This window comes from Ruegeria sp. CDSC045 (assembly GCF_059610725.1).
Map to the genome: position 1 here is coordinate 1 of NZ_JBXWOE010000006.1, position 19090 is coordinate 19090.

The 19090-nt window shown below is 55.1% G+C and carries 12 protein-coding genes and 1 tRNA gene; 6 read left to right on the plus strand and 7 right to left on the minus strand.

Annotation, left to right across the window (positions count from 1 at the left end; all coding sequences use genetic code 11):
• Positions 1-252: 252 nt before the first annotated feature.
• Entirely contained in the window at positions 253-1188 is a 936-nt protein-coding gene (locus tag AC2FH6_RS11815) for a LysR substrate-binding domain-containing protein (protein WP_142640206.1), read from the minus strand.
• A 239-nt stretch (positions 1189-1427) separates the two neighbouring features.
• Here AC2FH6_RS11815 and AC2FH6_RS11820 point away from each other — a divergent pair, with 239 nt between their 5' ends.
• The 5 genes from AC2FH6_RS11820 (at position 1428) to AC2FH6_RS11840 (ending at position 8244) form a co-directional block, all read left to right on the plus strand.
• A complete protein-coding gene (locus AC2FH6_RS11820) occupies positions 1428-2381 on the plus strand; it encodes an ABC transporter substrate-binding protein (RefSeq protein ID WP_271951752.1) in 954 nt (317 codons plus the stop codon).
• Between the two features lie 83 nt (positions 2382-2464).
• Entirely contained in the window at positions 2465-3493 is a 1029-nt protein-coding gene (locus AC2FH6_RS11825; protein ID WP_496702734.1) for a quaternary amine ABC transporter ATP-binding protein, read from the plus strand.
• A complete protein-coding gene (locus AC2FH6_RS11830; RefSeq protein ID WP_271951749.1) occupies positions 3493-5475 on the plus strand; it encodes an ABC transporter permease in 1983 nt (660 codons plus the stop codon). The genes AC2FH6_RS11825 and AC2FH6_RS11830 overlap by 1 nt, the downstream gene beginning before the upstream one ends.
• Position 5476: 1 nt before the next feature.
• Complete coding sequence (locus AC2FH6_RS11835; RefSeq protein ID WP_142640214.1) at positions 5477-5848, plus strand: cupin domain-containing protein; 372 nt, start codon at positions 5477-5479, stop codon at positions 5846-5848.
• Positions 5845-8244, plus strand: a complete 2400-nt coding sequence (locus AC2FH6_RS11840; protein WP_496702735.1) for a trimethylamine N-oxide demethylase — start codon at positions 5845-5847, stop codon at positions 8242-8244. Before AC2FH6_RS11835 ends, AC2FH6_RS11840 begins: the two co-directional genes overlap by 4 nt.
• A gap of 411 nt (positions 8245-8655) precedes the next feature.
• Here the strand turns inward: AC2FH6_RS11840 and arsJ are convergent, their stop codons facing one another.
• The 3 genes from arsJ to AC2FH6_RS11855 are packed head-to-tail and all read right to left on the minus strand — an operon-like array spanning position 8656 to position 11740.
• Positions 8656-9915, minus strand: coding sequence for an organoarsenical effux MFS transporter ArsJ (gene arsJ / locus AC2FH6_RS11845; RefSeq protein ID WP_496702736.1), 1260 nt, complete (start codon positions 9913-9915; stop codon positions 8656-8658).
• Entirely contained in the window at positions 9912-10910 is a 999-nt protein-coding gene (locus tag AC2FH6_RS11850) for an ArsJ-associated glyceraldehyde-3-phosphate dehydrogenase (RefSeq protein ID WP_496702738.1), read from the minus strand. Before AC2FH6_RS11850 ends, arsJ begins: the two co-directional genes overlap by 4 nt.
• The gene (locus AC2FH6_RS11855) at positions 10907-11740 is read right to left on the minus strand and encodes an arsenate reductase/protein-tyrosine-phosphatase family protein (protein WP_496702739.1); all 834 of its coding nucleotides are present in this window, start codon (positions 11738-11740) and stop codon (positions 10907-10909) included. Before AC2FH6_RS11855 ends, AC2FH6_RS11850 begins: the two co-directional genes overlap by 4 nt.
• Positions 11741-11916: 176 nt before the next feature.
• Here AC2FH6_RS11855 and AC2FH6_RS11860 point away from each other — a divergent pair.
• Positions 11917-11992: transfer RNA gene (locus tag AC2FH6_RS11860), tRNA-Thr, on the plus strand.
• A gap of 98 nt (positions 11993-12090) precedes the next feature.
• On the opposite strand, the gene AC2FH6_RS11865 is transcribed toward AC2FH6_RS11860, so the two are convergent.
• The 3 genes from AC2FH6_RS11865 to AC2FH6_RS11875 are packed head-to-tail and all read right to left on the minus strand — an operon-like array spanning position 12091 to position 18971.
• On the minus strand, positions 12091-13842 hold the full coding sequence (locus AC2FH6_RS11865; protein WP_496702740.1) for an ATP-binding protein: 1752 nt from the start codon (positions 13840-13842) through the stop codon (positions 12091-12093).
• A gap of 9 nt (positions 13843-13851) precedes the next feature.
• Positions 13852-14889, minus strand: coding sequence for an SIR2 family protein (locus AC2FH6_RS11870; protein ID WP_496702742.1), 1038 nt, complete (start codon positions 14887-14889; stop codon positions 13852-13854).
• Entirely contained in the window at positions 14886-18971 is a 4086-nt protein-coding gene (locus AC2FH6_RS11875; RefSeq protein WP_496702743.1) for an Eco57I restriction-modification methylase domain-containing protein, read from the minus strand. Before AC2FH6_RS11875 ends, AC2FH6_RS11870 begins: the two co-directional genes overlap by 4 nt.
• Positions 18972-19090 lie beyond the last annotated feature (119 nt).

Below are 19090 nucleotides of genomic sequence, written 5' to 3' on the forward strand. Positions count from 1 at the left end.
CCAATCTCCTGAATCGGCTTCTTCTTCGCCTCACGCGCAATTTCGATGTCAGATTTATAGCTCATTGGGTTTCGGTCTCCCTGCATAAAATAGGCCAATAGTGTTCCAACCAGAACGGCAAGGAGCCGAACCAGATTCGCATATATTTTTCTTTAAAGTAAATATTTATTCCCTAGGGTCAATATGCGAGTTTAACACTCCCTGAAAGTGCTACTCGATTCATCATTAGGAAACAGAGGCTGGCCACAGCGATCAGGCGTATCTTTTCCGACCCGCGCTGAGACCAAGCAACCAATCTTCAACGATGCGCTGCTCTGGGAAAGCTTTGTGAAGAGGCCTTTTTAACAGGTAGTATCCGGACTGTGTTCGCACTGATGCGCCCTGAACCGGTCTGACCAAAGTGCCGCTTTCAAGCAAAGGATCAACAAGATGGGCCCAACCCAATGCAATTCCCAGTCCATCGACAGCTGCCTGCACTGACAATGGATAGGTATTGAACTCCACTGCCTGTTCCATCGAGGAGGTCGATACCCCATTGCCACTGAACCAAGTGCGCCATGTCATCCACTCTGCATGGCCACTGGCCACTTCAATAAGGTCCAGTTCCGGCAGCGCAGATATATCTGCCGCCTTGGGGTTGCTCTTGAGATACTCTGGGCTGCAGACCGGAAATACGGTTTCTCCGAACAAAAGCTGTGCCTCGTATCCCGGCCAATCGCCATCTCCACGCAGGATCGTCAAGTCCATCGAATCCGACAGGCACTCTGCGTCGCTGTCAGAAGAGACCAGCGAAATACGGATGCGGCCATTTGATTTGTTGAACTTGCGAAGTTGCGGCATCAGCCAAAGAGAAGCGACAGAGTTGGTGGCGGAGATCGATACCGTGTTGGCCTGATGTTTGGCCAGCATATCCCGGCTGACATCCCGCATCAGGTCCAGCGACTTCTCCACGGTTGCCAGCAGGATGGCCCCTTGTTGGGTAAGCGAAACAGATCGGTGCCCTCGCACAAACAACGGCACATCATAGTGTTGCTCTAGCAACCGCACTTTGCGGCTGATCGCCGTTTCAGAGATGTTCAGAACCTTACTGGCCTGCGCAAAGCTCTGCGCCTTTGCGGCAGCTTCAAACGCCAACAAATAGTCGAGCGGTGGAAGGACTTTCCCTGTGACTGAAGTTTTCTTTGGCATTTCAGAGCGGATTCCCGAACTGGACGTTATAGCGATCGAAAAACATTTGGCCTCATCTGCTGGCAATCGATCAGGCAACTAATTGTTAAGATAGCAAAAAGTCGGGTTAGCCTCAAGAATTTATAGCCAAAGACCCTCAAATTTCTGTTCTGCGTCTGGGGCGATTCTGCGCAGAATGCACAAATTCGGGGCCGGAAGAGTCCACAACCTAAAAAATGAACATCACTCAGGGAGCAAACATGAAACTTACAAACCTCCTTTCTGCTGCAACTTTGGCAGCAGTAGCGGGAACAGGGGCGACTGCAGAAGACAGCAGCGACCCGATCGTGATCCCAATTCACAATTGGTCCAGCCAGATCGTGATGTCGAACGTTGTCGGCCTGATCTTTGAAGAGATGGGCAACAACGTCGAATACGTCACCACCGACAGCCAGGCGGTCTATGAATCGGTGCGCCTGGGCGATGTGGCGTTGGAGATGGAAGTCTGGGAAGGCGCGTTTGGCGCGTCCTACAGGGCGGCATTGGAAAAAGGTGGCCTGCATGACGCAGGCGATCATGACGCCGTTACACGTGAGGATTGGTGGTATCCCATGTGGACCAAGGAATCCTGCCCGGGCCTGCCAGATTGGAATGCATTGAACGACTGCGCACACCTGTTCGCGACAGCCGAAACCGGCGACAAGGGTCGGTATCTGGATGGTCCAGTTGACTGGTTGAAGCACGGTAAAGAACGCGCCGAAGCACTTGATCTGAACTTTACCGTGATCAATGCGGGTTCCGCCGCAGCCCTTTGGGCCGAGATTGGCGCGGCTGAGGCCGACAAAACGCCGGTACTGGTTTTTAACTGGACGCCAAACTTTGCCGAAGCCGTCTGGCCTGGTGAGTTCGTTGAGTTCCCAGCATGGGAAGACGGATGCGACAAAGACCCAGCCAAGGGTCCTAACCCGAATGCGTTGTATGATTGCGGCAACCCCGCCAAAGGTTACCTGAAAAAGGCAGCCTGGGATGGTATGAAAGACAAATGGCCGGCCGCGTATTGCGCCCTGACAGAGATTTCTTTCACCAATCCGCAGATTGCCGAGATGGCGAAGCTGGTCGATACTGATGAGCTTGAACCGGAAGAAGCCGCCGAAGAATGGCTGGACGCCAACCGCGCTGTCGTCGATCCTTGGATCAGTTCCTGCAGCTCATAATCCCGGCTACATCCACCGAAACTGGCGCGGCCTTGACCATCTGATCGATGCAAGGCCGCGCTCAACAAGAAAGTTAGGCAGCCATGTCCGCCACAGCGCCTGTCATCTCAGCCAAAAATGTATGGAAACTGTTTGGGCACTCGCCAGAGAGCTACCTGAAGTCCATGCCCGCTGGCCGCGGTTTTGATGAAATCCGTGCAGATGGGTATATCGCCGGTGTCAAGGATGTCTCGATTGAGGTTGGCCGTGGCGAAATGCTGGTCATCATGGGTTTGTCAGGGTCAGGCAAGTCGACGCTGGTACGTTGCTTCTCGCGCCTGCACGACATTACAGGCGGAACGATTGAGGTTGAAGGTCAGGACATCATGAGCCTGAGCGAGCGCGATCTGATTGAATTGCGCCGAAACAAGATGGGCATGGTGTTTCAGTCTTTCGGACTGCTGCCACATCGCACGGTTTTGGACAACGTGGCCTTTCCGTTGGAAATGCGCGGACAAGATCGTCATGATCGGCGCGAACGCGCGCTGGAAGTCATCAAGTTGGTGGGCCTTGAAGGTCGGGAAGAATACTTCCCACGGGAATTGAGTGGCGGCCAACAGCAAAGAGTGGGAATCGCCCGGTCGCTCGCCATTGAACCCGATATCTGGTTTCTGGACGAGCCATTCTCGGCGCTTGATCCACTGATCCGCCGCGAAATGCAGGATGAATTCCTGCGATTGCAAGAGATGCTGAGCAAAACCATCGTTTTCATCACGCATGATTTTGACGAAGCACTACGTCTGGCAGACCGGATTGCAATCATGCGCAACGGCGCGGTCGAACAATGTGACACCCCCGACAAGATTGTGATGAACCCTGCCACCGAGTACGTGGCCAAGTTTACCGAAGATGTCGACAAGGCCCGGGTCGTACATGCCAAAGGCCTGGCAAAACCTGTGAACGGTCATGCCTTGGAGGGCGCACCAATCAATGGTGGATCAACCATTCACGAGCTGGCGCGAGTTCTTGTCAACGATAACCGCATTCTTTTGCCGGTGGCGGATGACAAAGGCGTTGTCACCGGTGTTTTGGAACGTGACGCCGCATTGAATGTTCTGCTTGGAGCTGAATGATGGCGGCGCTGTCCACCGAAGTACCGGACACTTCAGACGGGACGTGGGGAAAAACCAGAGTCCTGACTACACTGCTGGCCGCCGCCTTCGTGCTGATCGTTGCCAAAGCTGTCGGAGTTCTGCCCGAATGGCTAAACCGCATCCCCGAAGCCGCGATTCCGCCGACGGCGCAGGTTCTGGATGCAGTCTTCTACTTTATCCAAAATGATCTTGGCCTGATCTATGTCACACGATTTATCGCCGAAGGTCCGCTTGAGTTCCTGCTGGATACGTCAGCGAACCTTCTGGAAGGCAAGCGCCGTTGGCCCAATCTAGGCCCGATCCCATGGTCCGCAATCGCCGCAGTGGCAGCCGTCGTCGGCTACGCCGTAGGTGGTTGGCGTCTGGCCGCATTAGGCGCGGGAACCTTCATCTGGACGGCCGCAATCGGGCAGTGGAAGATCGCCATGCAGACGATGTCTGTCATCGTGGTTGCCGCACCGCTGGCGTTTCTTTTGGGCTTGATACTGGGCATCGCCGCCTGGAAATACCGCTGGTTCGAGCGGATGCTGAAACCCATGCTGTCCGTGCTGCAAACCCTGCCCTTCTTTACGTATCTCTTGCCAGCAGTGATCTTTTTTAAGGTCGGACCGACAGCTGGGGCCGTCGCAACAATTACTTTTGCCATCCCGCCGATGATCCTGATGACCACTCTGGGCTTGAAAAAAGTCAGCCCCGAAGTGATCGAAGCAGGCCAGATGTCTGGATGTACCAAATGGCAGATGTTGCGCCACGTCTACGTTCCAGCCGCGCGGACCGAGGTTCTGGTCGGCGTCAATCAGGTGATCATGTTGTGTCTTGCGATGGTTGTTCTGACCGCCTTTATCGGAATGCCCGGTCTTGGCGCGAAACTGCTGGCGATGATGGGTAGTTTCAAGCTGGGCCGTTCTTTCGAGATTGGCGTAACCATCGTCCTTCTGGCTGTCACGTTGGATCGGATGTCAAAGGCCTGGGTCGTCAAACAGCCAGTGCACTTCGAACGCGGCACCCCATGGTGGAAGCGCCACCAGATTTCGCTGGTCGCACTGGGTCTGTTTGTTGGGTTCACTCTGCTGTCTCAGGTCTTCCCGATCCTGGCCGAAATTGGCCGCAAGCAGCATCTAAGCCAGGGCAAGGAAATCGACGTGGTTATCAAGTCGTTCCTGGCCATCGACATGATCAAAGGGACAACCGAATGGTTGCGCTGGTTTCTGAACGTCAAGGTTCTGATTCCATTCCGGAATACGCTACTCGCCATTCCAACTCCCGCGTTCATCCTTCTGGTTGTTTCCTTTGCTTATTGGGTTGGTGGCCGAAAGCCCGGCATCTACGCAGCAGTCTTCTTTACGATTGTCGCGTTCTCGGGCTGGTGGGATCGGTCGGTTATCACTTTGTATACCGTGATCTCGGCCGTTGCGCTGGCAACCATGATCGGTATCCCCCTGGGCGTTGTCGCAGCGCGGTCCGCGCGTTGGTCCAAGAGCATTTTGCTGGCTTGCGACACTGCGCAAACCTTCCCCAGCTTCATTTACTTGATCCCTGCGATCATGTTGTTCGGGGTCAATGATGTCGCGGTTGTGTTCTCGATTCTGATCTTCGCCGCCGTCCCGCTGATCCGGTACACCATTATTGGCCTCAGCAACGTGCCGCCGGAAATGACCGAGGCAGCAGATATGTCCGGCTCGACCCGCCGGCAAAAACTTATGTCGGTTCAGTTCCCTCTGGCGCTGCCAACTATGGCGGTCGGGTTTAATCAAGCCATCATGTTCGCCTTCTTCATGGTCATTATCGCGGCCTTCATTGGAACGCAGGATCTGGGGCAGGAACTTCAACGAACTCTGGCAGGTACCGAACTGGGCAAGAACTTTGTGCTCGGCATGAATGTCTCGCTGATGGCGCTTACCTTCGACATGGCGATCAGCAGCTGGGCTGATCAGCGCAAAAAGCGGTTGGGGCTCGACTAAGATGGCACAACAACAGAGCGCACGCACCGTTATCCGCTTCGATGACCCCGGATTTGTCCGGATGCGGATGGACGGCCTGCCCGATGCGCAGGTCTGGTGGAAGAATATCAGTTTCGATGAAGAAACCGGACAAGGCAGCTATCTGATGAAGATGGCGCCAGGCACACGTTCGAACCCTCATGTCCATTACGGGCCGGAAGAGTTCTTTGTGCTTGAGGGCGATCTGACCGACCACGACGGGTTTCGATATCGCAGCGGCGATTTTGTCAGCCTTGCTGCCGGGTTCAGCCACTATTCGCGAACCGAGGCGGGATGCCTCTTGGTGGTCACCCATCGCGGTGCAACCGAAGCCATTCAGGAAAACACACTATGAATGTGAAGCCGGCCTTCGAAGTTCCATTCGAACGCAGCGGGGTTCTGGTCCCCGGCCTTCCGATCCTGCCGCATGGAACGGAACGCCACCCGATCCCCGGAATGGGGTCGCGCGCGGTACCGGTGTCCAAAGGCGATACCATCACGCTGCTGGATCGCGATGGGATGCAACCGGCTGAGATGGTCTTCTTTTCCCCTGACCGAAGCTCCGATGCAGCCATGCTGGGCACACAGGGGCATGGACGGCCCGAAGGTTTGATCACAACCCTCGCAAATGGATCAGCATCTGGCAAAAAAGTTCTGCGTGCATTGGAAATCGCGGGCTTCGACATCGGAAAAGGTGACGCAATCCGGGCATTCGCTGGCGGTTCACGCCCGGGCGACATGGTGCATTTCGTGGCGGAAAGCGATGGTCTTTTGATTGTCGCTGCACCAGGCAAGGCTATGCGCCCCGAGGACAACAACCCTCCTACGGATATCATCTTGTACATCCAGCGCTCAGCGCCCGGATTGGAAAAGCCCGATGTCGGACCACCCGATCCGCTGGCCGATCCGCTTAAGGATTTCAATATTCAGCCGGGAAATGCGCACTCATACGAAGTGAAGGCCGGTGAATTCATCCAGATCGTCGATATTCGTGGCCGAGAGTGTTCCGATTTTCAGGCATTCAGCCGCCGCGCACTGGATCAGGGGATCGAGCGTGAAATCGACCCGACAACAACACGCAGCCTGATGGGCAGCTTGTATCCTCAACCCGGGATTTTCTCAAAGTACTGGTCAGTAGATCAAGAGCCTCTGATCGAAATCGTTCAAGATACCTGTGGGCGCCATGACACGTTCGGTCTGGCCTGTACGGCGCGATATTACGAAGACCTTGGCTATCCCGGCCATGTGAATTGTTCGGACAATATCAACAAGGATCTGGACCAATATGGCATCAAGCCGCGCGGTGGCTGGCCAGCGATCAACTTCTTTTTCAACACGATGCTGGATGACACCAACGCCATTGGCATGGACGATCCGTGGTCGCGACCCGGTGACTTCGTCCTGCTGCGCGCCCTGACCGATCTGGTCTGCGTCAGCACCGGCTGTCCCTGCGACATTGATCCAGCAAATGGCTGGAATCCAACCGATATTCAGGTGCGAACTTACAAGGCGACCGAGGATTTCAAAAGATCCTACGGCTATAGAAAATCTGCGGAGGCGGATGTGGAAGAAACCAAGAAAACTGCGTTTCACGACTGCTTTGCACGGCACACCCGTGATTTCGTCGAATATAACGGCTATTGGCTGCCCAACACGATGACCAATCATGGCGCGATTGCCGAATATTGGGCTTGCCGGGACAAGGTTGCTGTCATGGACCTCAGCCCGCTGCGCAAATACGAAGTCGTGGGACCTGACGCCGAGGAACTGATGCAGCTTTGCGTGACCCGCAACATGAAAAAGCTGAGCGTTGGTCAGGTCGTCTATACGGCTATGTGCTATGAGCACGGCGGCATGATCGACGATGGCACCGTCTATCGTTTGGGTGAGACGAATTTCCGCTGGATCGGCGGGAATGATACCAGCGGATTGTGGCTGCAGGAACAGGCCCTCAAACGCAATATGAATGTCTGGGTGCGCAATTCAACTGATCAATTGCACAACATTGCGGTTCAGGGACGGCATAGCCGCGAAATCCTTTCGAAAATCTTCTGGACCCCGCCTCAGCAACCGACGATCGACGAACTGCCGTGGTTCCGGCTTTCGGTCGCGCGGGTTGATAATGTGCAGGGGACATCTGTTGTGATCTCCCGGACGGGCTATTCCGGCGAGCTGGGATATGAAATCTTCTGCCATCCCAAGGATGCCGTCGAAATCTTTGATCGTGTCTGGGAGGTGGGCCAAGAGTATGGCATTGCGCCTCTGGGCCTGGCCGCATTGGACATGTTGCGGATCGAGGGCGGTCTGATCTTTGCCGGGTCAGAATTCGACGATCAGACCGATCCGTTCGAGGCCGGCATCGGCTTTACTGTGCCGCTGAAATCAAAGACCGACGACTTCATCGGGCGGGCGGCGATAGAGGAGCGCAAGGCCCACCCACACCGCAAACTGGTTGGATTTGAGATCGAAGGGGGTACTGTCCCCTCACCCGGTGACTGCGTGCGCGTTGGGAAAGCGCAGGTCGGAGAGATTACCAGCGCGATGAAATCACCCATCCTCGGCAAGGTCATCGCTTTGGGTCGGATTTCGGTTACCCATGCCATCGTTGGAGCGGACATCGAAATCGGGCAGCTGGACGGCCAACAAAAGCGGTTGAAAGCCAAGATCGTGCCATTCCCGCATTTCGATCCAACAAAGGAACGTGTGAAGGGAATGTACGCAGAAGCGACGGTTTCGAACGCTGCAGAATAGCCACGGTGGTGTGACATTAACTTCTACCCGACCAAGGAATGCTGATGCTCGGACCTCATGCAACTCGAGTAGTGGCTTTCCAGGTCAAATGCCTCTGGGCAGTGATATCGGATTGTTAAGACTGAGCGGTCGGCCACGAACCACTGCAAGCCTTATTGCTTGGGTACCAATCAAAATAGTCTTTTGCTTCAGTGAGCTTTCGAACGCGTGGCTTTGCGCGCTTCCCGAGTGTGCCACTGAGATTTTGAAACAACAAATTGGATCCGCTGAAATGCCCTGCGGCATCGCCAACAAAGCGTTTCTACCGGATAGCGTAACATGTAGGGGCTAATTCCACTTGTCCCGTCACAGAATTCATCCGCAAATATAATGACGTCCATGCCGCATTCGCGAGCAAGCTTGGTGAGAATGCTAACCCACCGCCAAACGGTCCTGCATCCTGCCCGAGGCCATCGCGGACAGAGCGACCATTGTTGCGGCTGTTCCCAGAACCATTGCCAAACCACCGATCTGGTAAGTGAGGCCAGACAGCACTGTGCCCAGCAATCGGCCGGCCGCGTTGGCCATGTAATAGAAACCGACATCCATCGTGACCCGCTCGGCCTGAGAAAAGGACAGGATCAGATAGGAGTGCAGCGAGGAGTTCACGGCAAAGATCACTCCAAAGATCAGCAAGCCGATCACCAGCGTAATGGTCAGCCAAGTGGCGGGCCCCGAGGACAAAGCCACAGCGACGGTCAGGGCGGCAGGCACGCAGAACAGGGTTACGGCCCAATCGCGTGCGGCGCGGATTAATTGGGGCTCGGACCGGTCAGAGGCGCGCAGGATCTTTGGGGCGCTGGCCTGAACTGCGCCGTATAGGATGATCCAGGCCGCCATGAATGTCCCGATCATGAAAAAGGCCGCTCGGTTCCCGGTTTCGGACCCGTCGGACAATACCGCATAGAAATAGATCGGAATCCCGACCACAAACCACACATCGCGCGCGCCAAACAGAAACATGCGGGACAGGCACAGCCAGTTGATATTGGGGGATTTCGAAAAAACCTCAGAGAATTTTGCGCCTTTACGCCCTTTGGGCAGGCCCGGCGGCATGAACAAAATCACCGAAATCAAGATGACGCCCAGAACGCTGGCCATGGCCAGGACAGCCCAGTTAAAGCCAAACGTTGCCAACAGACCTGCGCCCAGCAAAAAGCCCAACCCCTTTACGGCATTCTTGGACCCCGTCAGAAGGGCCACCCAACGAAACAGGCCACCATCCTCGGTCGGAGCCAGCAGTTTCACAGCGGATTTCGATGACATCTTGGCCAGATCCTTGGCCACGCCGCTGGCACCCTGAACGATCATGACAAAGGCCACTTTGGCAGGAATTGCCCAATTAGGGTCTAGTTGAGTCAGCAACAGCAGCGCCCCCACCTGCAGGCCAAGCCCCGCATAGAGTGTCGAGGTCAACCCAAACCGAGCCGCTAGCCAGCCCGCCGCCAGATTGGTGCCGATGCCGGCGATTTCATACAGTACAAACAGATAAGCCAGCTGGACCGGAGAGAAGCCCATCGTATGAAAATGCAGCAGCACCAGCATACGGAGTGCGCCGTCGGTCAGCATGAATGCCCAATAGGCCGCCGTGACCGCGATATAGGCGGACAACCCTTCGGGCTTCTGGGTCACAGGGCTGCTCCGACCATCAGGGCGACGTCGACCAGACGGTGCGCGTATCCCATCTCATTGTCATACCAGGCGTAGATCTTCACCTGTGTGCCATTCACCACCATGGTCGACGGGGCATCGATGATCGAGGAGCGCGGGTCATTGGTATAGTCTGTCGAGACCAGAGGGCGGGTCTCATAACCCAGAATACCCTTCAAATCTCCATCGGCGGCTTCTTTGAAAAACGCGTTGACCTCTTCGACGGTTGTTTCCCGCTCCACTTCTAACACGCAATCGGTCAGCGAGGCATTCAGCAGCGGCACCCGGACCGCGTGGCCGTTCAACCGGCCTGTCAGCTCGGGGTAGATCAAGGTGATTGCCGTGGCCGAGCCGGTGGTGGTTGGGATCAGCGAATTCAGAGCCGAGCGCGCGCGGCGCAGGTCTTTGGCGGGTCGGTCCACGATGGTCTGCGTATTCGTCACATCATGGATCGTGGTCATCGACCCGTGCCGAACGCCCAGATTTTCGTGGATCACCTTGACCACCGGCGCCAGGCAGTTGGTGGTGCAAGAGGCAGCCGTCACGATGTGATGCGCGCTCGGATCATATGTGCCTTCGTTCACGCCCATCACGATATTGGCGGTCGGGCCATCCTTGACCGGTGCCGAGACGACAACCTTCCTGACGCCTGCATCAAAATATGGCGCCAGCTTGGTCTCGGTTTTGAAGGCGCCAGTGCAGTCAATCACCACGTCGACCCCATCCAGTGGCAGCGCGTTCAGGTCGCGGGTACCGACAAACGGCAAGCGCATACCCTCTATGGTGACGCTGTCTTTGTCATAGTCAAAATCGGCATCCCAACGGCCATGAACCGTGTCGAATTCCAGCAGATGCGCATGCATTTCCGGATCACCGACCCCGTCATTGATCCAGGCGATCTTCGCGCCTTTCTCCAACAGGGGTTTCAGGGCCAGCTTGCCCATCCGGCCAAGGCCATTCACGGCGAAGGTAGTCATAATGTGTCCTCATCGGGTGTTCGGGCGATATCATCGACGGCAGATTGCAAGGCGATCCGGTCGAGGCTTTCGACCGGCAGAGCGGCAAAGGCCTCAATCCGACGCCTCAGCGCACCATAGGCGTTCTGGAAGGCCAGGCTCTTCTCGGCCTTGGTGCCGGTTGCCTTGACCGGGTCGACCACCCCCCAATGTCCGCTGATCGGCTGCCCATCCCAGGCCGGGCAATCTTCGTTCGCGGCCTGATTGCAGACGGTAAAGACGAAATCCATCTCGGGCGCGTCGGGGGCGGCAAATTCTGACATATGTTTCGAGCGCAGGGTGGATACATCATGCCCTTTGTCCTTCAGGACCTTCACCGCTATGGGGCTGAGCCCGGATGAGGGGTGTGTGCCCGCAGAATATGCGGTGAAACGCTCATCCGCCAGCGTGCGCAGGATAGATTCGGCAAAGATCGAACGGGCGGAATTGCCGACGCACAGGAACAGAACATTATACTTCCGGCCCGCTGGCCTGTCGCTGGTTTTGCCGGACGGGAGGCAGATTTCCGGACGTCCACGGCAGCAATCGTTCAGAAGGTAATCCAGCATGTGTTGCACATTCTTCATCTCGATCGAGTAGAGCAAAGAGGTGCCAGAGCGATCCTGCCGAACCAGCCCCGCATGGCGCAGCGCGTTCAGATAGTTCGACAGCGTGTTGGGCTTGATCCCCAGCCCCGAGGCAAGCTCGCCCGCCGGGACGGTGTCGGGAAAGCGTCGCATCAACATGCGAAACACCGACAGCCGTTGCGGGTGACCCAAAGTCGCCAGTTGTTCTGTTGCTATAATTTCCATATTTCATGAAATATAGAAATATATAACTGCAGTCAACCCGGTTCCTATTTCCAGTGCGCGCCGGACCCTCAATGAACGGTGATAACAAAATGCGGAAACAGGTGCTTCTGAGGTCATGAAACCCGGGGTTTCACCGCTTGCAAGCACCCGCACAAGGGTTTAAACGAGCCTCGCTTGCCTCAATAGCTCAGCTGGTAGAGCAGGTCCTTCGTAAGGACAAGGTCGGGGGTTCGAGTCCCTCTTGAGGCACCATTTTTTCAACTAATTCAATAAATTATGATTTCTTGGGACATCTAAATCATCCTGTCGTGATTAGCTTTGGTTACTCGAACTGTAGACGGTCTCTGACTTTACCTAGCACTCTGTCGTCGCCAGGACAGTACAGCCGCCGCAATATCAGACTCTGGCTCCTCTCCTGCCCAGCGGTCCCAAAAGTCGATGGTTGCACTGTTTGGTTTGTATCTAGGCTCTCCTACTCGGACTCTGGTCGGCAAAAGACTCGCATCACCAACAACTAGAGCTTCACCGACATCGAGAACGGGCAACAGGTCCCCAAACCCGCCTAGACTATCTGGCAATAGTCGTCGGATAACGCTCTGGTCATCACCATTCGTCAACCGCATAGCGACCACGTTGTTGCACTGGCTCAAGACTGTCCTGTTCACCTCCGACGGACGCTGACTAATAACCACGAGCCCAACACCATATTTCCGGCCTTCTTTGGCAAGGCGCTCAAAAATGCCCACGGAGATATCGTCAACTCCGTCGCGTCCCGCTCGTTCAGGAATGTAGAGATGCGCCTCATCGCAGAACAAAGCAACAGGGTGACGCTTCTCCACAGGGGTCCATTGGGTAATGTTAAAAACCAGCCTTGCAAGAAGGCTCACCATCAATGGCAGGATGTCAGAGGGAACTTCCGAAAAATCAATAATCTTGATACCGCCGCAGTTGCCAGCCTGTATTCCTCGGCTTGCAGTCAGTGCGCGGGCCAGTCTTGGCAGCCATTCCATATCCATGCATTCTGCGTGCGGTTGAAAAAGAAAGCCAAGACGACGATCTAGATGCTTTGCCTCAAAACGGGCAACCAAGCGGCTCAATTTACCATTAAAATCGCCGGCTTTCGTTGTATTTGCCTTTGCACCTTCCACGCGTTCTGTATCAAGGAATTTTAAGCGCTCCAGAACTTCGCCGAGTGGAAATGGAACTGGGCTATCAATTGTGAAATTGGCCAAAACTTCTGCGTGATTTCCGTCAGTAAGATACTTACGCTTCGCGTCCGTAATGCTGTTGGCCATCACCATTGCTTGGTTGGGTGCGTTCTGATCAGAACGATCAACAAATAGAGAAACCATGGCTTCATATCCAAGAAGCCAATAGGGTAGGTAGAGAACACCGTCATCAAGCCCTTGATCTTGATCAAGATCGCCCGGGCCAGCAACGCGCAAGTGTCGAAATTCCTCGCCATCGAGCGTCCTATATTCGCCATGAATATCAAACAATATGGCATTGGCCTGATTCAGGTTGGCTACTTGGTCCAGCATGCGTGCTGTCGTGTACGACTTGCCCGATCCAGTGCTGCCAACGATTACGACATGACGCTGAAATAGCCGGTTTCCATTCAGAAATGCTGTTGCATCCTCGTCGAGGGTGTATTTCCCAAGCTCAAGCTGCGGCCCATCACCCGTTACATTAGAGATGACCTGCATGAAGTCTGTCAGACGTTTACCTTCTAAGGCAAAGCAGTTCGCGTCAATTTCTGGCACAGTTTCAAGTGTTCTTCGAAAGATGTTTTCCAGCAACCCCTGCTTGTCAATCAAGGTGCCAATCAATGAAACACGCACCAAATTGTTCTCAGGTAAATCAATGACTTCGTCTGTATCGTCCTTTGATTCTTCTGGCGTGATTTCGGGTACTTTGCGTGTGATCCTCGACACCACCCCGACCAAGTGTTGCCCTGCTTTGCTACTCTGAAGCGCGACCAATCGATTAACCTGAACTCGCTTTAGGCGCTCAAGTTCATCAACTCTCACAACGACTACCGCCGTATCCACGGCAATAATCTTCCCTAAAGCTTCACCATCATCATAGTCAAAAATTGCCACCCAAAAACCTCACAAAGCCATCTTGTTAAAACTATCAAACGACCAAAGATCAGGCTGAGCGATGCTCATTCCTTCGGGGTGCTCCGGCAGAAACACACGAGTTCCGTCGCCGTCCCTCTCTAGCGCCATGTATGCCTGCCCTGCACTATCAGCGAGGAACCCTTTGGCTTCATCCGTTAGTGTACGAGCCAATATCACGATTGGGACATTCCGTTGTCTGCACTTTTCAACGATTTTCGGCTGAATATGCCGATCACGAAAACCGTATCCTACACAGAGGAAGGATTCCGCTTGATCCAGTGCTCTGTCTGCTCCTTGGATGGCAGACCGAAAAGGCTCGTCGTGTGTTCGCTCATATTTACTGACACCTGGCGTCACGATCAGCGGTTCAAAATCCTCTGGCAGCTGTTCAGAAATCGGTAAAGATACGACGCGACCACGATTGTCGACGAACCAATCCAACGAACCATGAACCTTCCATATTCTGACCGTTCTTGCCGCATGCGCGCCTCGTCGAACAGATACGGGATTGCCGCCCTCACGGTTTTGAATGATCCCTGGTGCAAAACCTGTCGCGTGAACGTATCCCGCTAAGTCAGAGGCATACTCAGCCACACGGTCATAATTTGGGGTTACAATATTTGTGACCATGTGAGTGCTCTTGAACATTCCCTGAAGTAAATCAGAGAGGCTAAAATGCTCCTGCCCACGTGCAGCCCGCCCCATCAAAGCAATGTCATCTTCAGCAATGGCCTGCCAAGTAAGCGCTACAATCTTTTCGACAAGACTTAGCGGTGCAGCAGTTTTCAGAAGAGCTTCTTCTAGGCCATCATCGTTGGCTAAAGCGGCTCTGATTAGAACCCAAGCATCGGTTTCTTCGCCTTCGTCAGGCTTGATGCGATCTCGAAGATACTGGGCCAGATCGCCCATGCCTCGTAGACCATGAACAACCGATGCCCCGCTGCCCAAGATGACGACTGGGTGTTGCTGAAGGCAGCCTTGGGCTACTGTTGCAATCCTCTCGATGATTTTCTCTTCTTCGCTCACAATCTGATCTCCGCGTCGGGATTTCCGGCAGCGAGCGCGTTCATCCAGGCAAGACAAAGCTCGCGGCTTCGAAACTCACCGAAGGCGTCTTCCTCTAGTCGTTCAACGATTGGGAAGGTCGAGAAGACATAGCGGACATCGTCACGATCGGTGAGGCCGTATAGAATGAAGAACAGTGCGTCGAGCTTGGCACGCAGCATTGCACGTCTGCTTTCGTCCCAGCCAAACGGTGGGCGGACCACCCCTGCATCATCGATGTGGCCCAGCTCGCGCGCAAACGGGGCAATATCGTGGGAGGTGTAGGTCAGCTCCAATACGGTTTCACATACGATCTGCGACGCGGACTTTCTGCCAAATCGTGTCGATTGAAAATCTGCAGGTGGGATTATCGGAAGCTGTTCCAGTATGTACCAGCTTGCGTGGTTGCTCAGGATCTTGGTCCTGGCAACGAAGTCGACCATGGTGCTGTTAAGCGATGCCGCCAGTATGGCTTGGGCTTCTGCACGTTCTTTTTCGTCTTCGATTTCGATCCGCAGTATTGGGAGGGTGTGTCCGGCGCCGAACGGCGGGATGATGCAGGAAATCAGGGACCGGGCATTCGTCGTGGATGTGACATCCTTGATCGCCAACTCAACGCGCAGATCGCCGGGATTGAGCACAAAATAGCGAGGCGCAATCACGTGGTTCGGGTCACGCCGTTGCTCTTCCGTGGTCGCCGCTCCTTGGCCACTGCGGTGGAGATTTGCATCAACGGTCGTGATGCCGGACGCGCGATGATCGAACGCTTGGACCATCTTGCCTTCGTAAAGGGGCACCCACGTTCCTTGTGAGCTGCCCCAAACACCGCCGCTTTCTGGCCAAGCGCCTTCCTTTTCCTGTAGCTCCTTGGCAGTCCGAAATTGGTCCGAAGAGTTGGCCATGTGATAGAGAGTGGCGTACTGGACTGGCCAGGCTTTGACTTCATCGCCCGACGAGCGATCTACGAGCACGGGAAACCTGTCATAGATCTCAGTCGAGATTTCCCGGTCCCGGGTAGCTCGATAAACCGGTGCGGTCTTCGAGTTCGGATTGACGTGTTTGAAGTGATCGACACCCATACTGAACACTTTGCGGGGGTCCTTCAGTTCGGCGATGTCCCGAACAAAAGTGGCAAAGCGGCATTGGTCGAAAGTCTTGTCCCCTCCTGAGAAGACAAGGACGCTGAACTTGAAGCGGTAGTAGACGTCTGGGAAAAAGAGAGGTCCGGAGGCCCGCTTGTTGAAGAAGTCGAAATAGCAAGACGCGGCATGCCCTTCTATCAGCTGCGAAAAAAACTCCTGCGAGCTGGTTTCTGTGGCGATGCCAGATGGGATCAGCAGCCCGACGATGCCGCCAGGGGCGATTATCTTTCGCGCCCTTTCGACAAACAATGAGTTGAAATTCGTGTCGCCACCGGAAAGGAGAGGGTAATCTCCTCCCTTTCTCGCCATCCGGCTGGTCGTTTCTGCGCGGGCATTCGCTTTCTCGAACTCCGATGCGAGCGGGTCGCCAGCTTTCTGCAGATCGGCGATCAGAACTTTCCGGTCGGAGGCCCGTTGAACCCTTGCTATCTCCGGACGGCGGGCGGCGAACCACTCGACTTGCTGAAGCTTGATCCTGTCCCAAGGTGGGTTGCCGACAATTGCGTCGAACCCACCATTCAGCAGGTCATCTTCCCAATCAGACCAGATTCCAGGGAAAGCGACTTGCCAATTGAGGAAGTTTTCTTCGGCAATCAAAGTTCGCGCTTCTTCGAGTATTTCAGCAAACCGTTGGTCGGCATCACGTTTGATCCGGGGATCGCGTTTGCCCATGGCAATGGCCAAAGGATCACCAAACTGCCCGTCGAAAAAGACCTTCAACGCAGCTTTTCCTGCCTTGTCTTTGACGCCGATCCATTCCAGCGCGTGGATAAATTTCAATAGAGCGTCGAGGGGCGCCGTCATCTCCTGCACCTCGGCAAACACGTCGGCCGAACGATGCGCCTCGGCGATCTCAGCGTCTGTCAGCCCTTCGACGATCTGCATCTTTGAGGCTGCCCGAAGCGCTCGTCTCATGGGCTCGTGCAGAAGGAGCGGTGTGCCGTATGTCGCGGCCTTGTCGATACCGCTCTTGACCCATGATCCAAAAAGGCTGTCCCCGCACCGCAAGTGGTGATCCAGGAAAGACAGTGGTGCACCCACGGTGAAGGTGTGGAGCCACAGAGCTACCTTCGCGAGTTCGACTGCCATCGGGTTCTTATCGACGCCGTAGATGCAGCGCTTTAGGACCATTCGGCGAATGATGTGCCGGTCGTCGAGTTGCTCCTCGTCGATTGTCCAGTTCCGTTCGTCAGCGTTGGCTAGGATGGTGTTGCGGATCGTATCGATCCTCTCGCCAAGCGGAGAAATATAGTCTCCCCATTCCTCGGGCACATCGAGCTCGGCCTCTGCCATGGCTGCAATCACCTGATCGGCCATGAAGTCCACCAGACTTACGAGAAAATGGCCGGAGCCCATAGCCGGGTCACAAATTTTGAGGTCAAGAAGCGCGGTCGCGGGATCGAGGCGCTTAAGCTGCCCGATCTTGCGATGATCTGGCAGATCCCCTTGCCCTAGCTCTTCGATCTTGTCTTTGAACGCACGTTTTCGCTCTTCAACAAGCGGCTCAAGGGTCTCTGTGAGGATGAGCTGCACCAAGTCATCGGGCGTATAATAGCTGCCCGACCCTTTGCGCGCGAAGATGTTGGGCTGAACGGTGATATCTTCGCCGTCGCGCGTCACCTCGTATTCGAGGAGCCGCTCATAGATCGAACCAAGCTGCTGCACCGAGAGGTTGCGGTAGTTGATATATTTGCGCCCCTCCGGCGTCACCTCAAAGGAAAGTGCGTCGATCACACGCGCCATGACCGCATCGGGGATGCGGATATTGTCCAGGATCGCATGGCGCTCCTGGTCAAACAGACCGCCATTGTAGGGCGGCAATCCTATCGACGCGTCGCCTTGATCGATCGCCAGGAATAGGTCGGCCATCGCTCCCCAATAGCGCGCGGCCGTATCCGAGAAGACGTCGTTATTGTCTTTGCGTTCTTTGACATCAAGGCGCACCTTGTTGCGCAGCCCATAATCGTCATAGCGTGTGTCCTTGACCGGCAAGAGGTCGCGGTCTTCGGCATAGAGGATGAACAAGAGGCGATAGAGCAAGATCAGTGCGGCTTCGCGCACCTCTTGAAGATCAACCTCGGGCGCGGACTTGACGATGGCGCGCACCAGATCGGGGAACACCTCCCCGAAAACCTTGTTTGAGAGGTCTTCGGCAACGCGCTCTTCGTAGAACTTGCCTTCTTCGAGGGCTTTTTCATGGAAGGTGCGCGGATCAGCACCCGAAGGCACGAATGCCTCGCGGCAAAACACAAGGTAGAAGACCTTCAGCCAGTGGCGGCGATCAGCCTCATTGAGCGCAAAAAGCCCGTCATTGTGCCCTGGCAAGTCCAGGATCGCGGCGATGTCGAGCTCGAAGAACTGCTCGGATACCGATCGTGCACCTGAAAAATACAGCCGCCACTTCGAGCCGTTAGTCAGAATGCCCCAACGTAGTGCGCCATTGGTGATATCGTCGATGCGGCGCAAGTAGCGGAGCATCTGGGTTGATGGGGCGGTTTCCTCCCCGCGCCGGCCGGAGCGGCGATCGAGTGGGCGGGCCCATCTTTTTGATTCGACCACAGCGCGGCCGAACTCATAGCGCCTCCATTCTTCGGGGAAGCCGTTCGCGTTAGCCTTCGTTTCGGCGCTCTCGAAGAGTAGCCCATCGGGCACGTCTTCGCGGCCCTTTGGTGACAAGTTTTGCTGGCGAAGGGATTCCGTCCAGCCAAGCGCATCGAGGATAGGCCAGATCAGATCGTCTTCTGTCTGGCTTTCATTCGGTGTTTGGGAAATTGGGAAGCGGTCGAATTGACCTCGTATGCTCTCGGCAAACTGGTCAAGATCAACATCACCAAGTGCGTTCCACTCCGAAACGTCCTTAATGGATTCGGTTAAAAAGTCGGAAGTAAATAGACTGCCCTGGCTTGCGATCTCACTACTCAAGTCGAGATTTCCTCTTGTTTTTTATAAAGGTACCAGTTGATTGAACGCAGCGCAGCACAAATGTGGCGATACGGAACATCGCAATGGCTGTTTATGCCGATTGCTGCGGTGCCCTCACG